Annotated in this window: 1 pseudogene; it reads left to right on the top strand. The window is 67.9% G+C overall.

Annotation, left to right across the window (positions count from 1 at the left end):
* Window positions 1-407 precede the first annotated feature (407 nt).
* Window positions 408-660, top strand: a pseudogene (locus B7L92_RS43580) (Rv1265 family protein); the annotation flags it as partial.

Genomic DNA, 660 nt, shown 5'->3' on the forward strand with positions numbered 1-660 from the left:
GGCCGACGCGGCCCCGGCCAGGGGTGCGCAGACGGCGGCGGCCGTGAGGCCGAGGGCGGTGGTCCAGCGCGCGGTGTTCCGCATTGTGTGCATCCTTCCGCTCGTTTCGAGAGTCGCCGGCCCGTGCTCGGTCGGTGCCGAACCGGCGAGCGGGAGTCTGCCGATTCCGCGACGGAAACTCATCTCGACCGTGTGGGTTTCGGTAACATTGCGTGTTGAATCAGTGGCGGGATGTCACGGAAGATGTGGACGTCGACCCCGTAACCGCACGGCCGCCGCCCTCGCGAAGTCGCCAGATGGCCGGATACCGGCCGCTCGTCAATCGGCCTGAAACATTCCGATTCTGCTGTCGGCAGACCACTCCGTGACGTCTTGCGTTCATGAAAAGTACGAGTAATGGTCATTACATGATTACCAGCGAGCAACGAGAACGACTGCGGGGCTGGTTCGCGGGCCGGCTCCCCGACGACCTCGCCCGCCGAGCGGGAGGCGGCGGTCGAGGGCCGGATCCAGGAATTCCGGGAACGCACCCGGGACGCCCGGATCTCGGTCGCCCGGGACGCCGAGCACCGCTTCGGCCGGAAGGTCTCCTGGGGCGTGGAGTGCGACGGTCGCCGCGCCCTGTTCACGCATGTGGCCGCGCCCGTCATGACCCGGCTG

The organism is Streptomyces viridosporus, assembly GCF_002078235.1.
Lineage (GTDB): Bacteria > Actinomycetota > Actinomycetes > Streptomycetales > Streptomycetaceae > Streptomyces > Streptomyces viridosporus.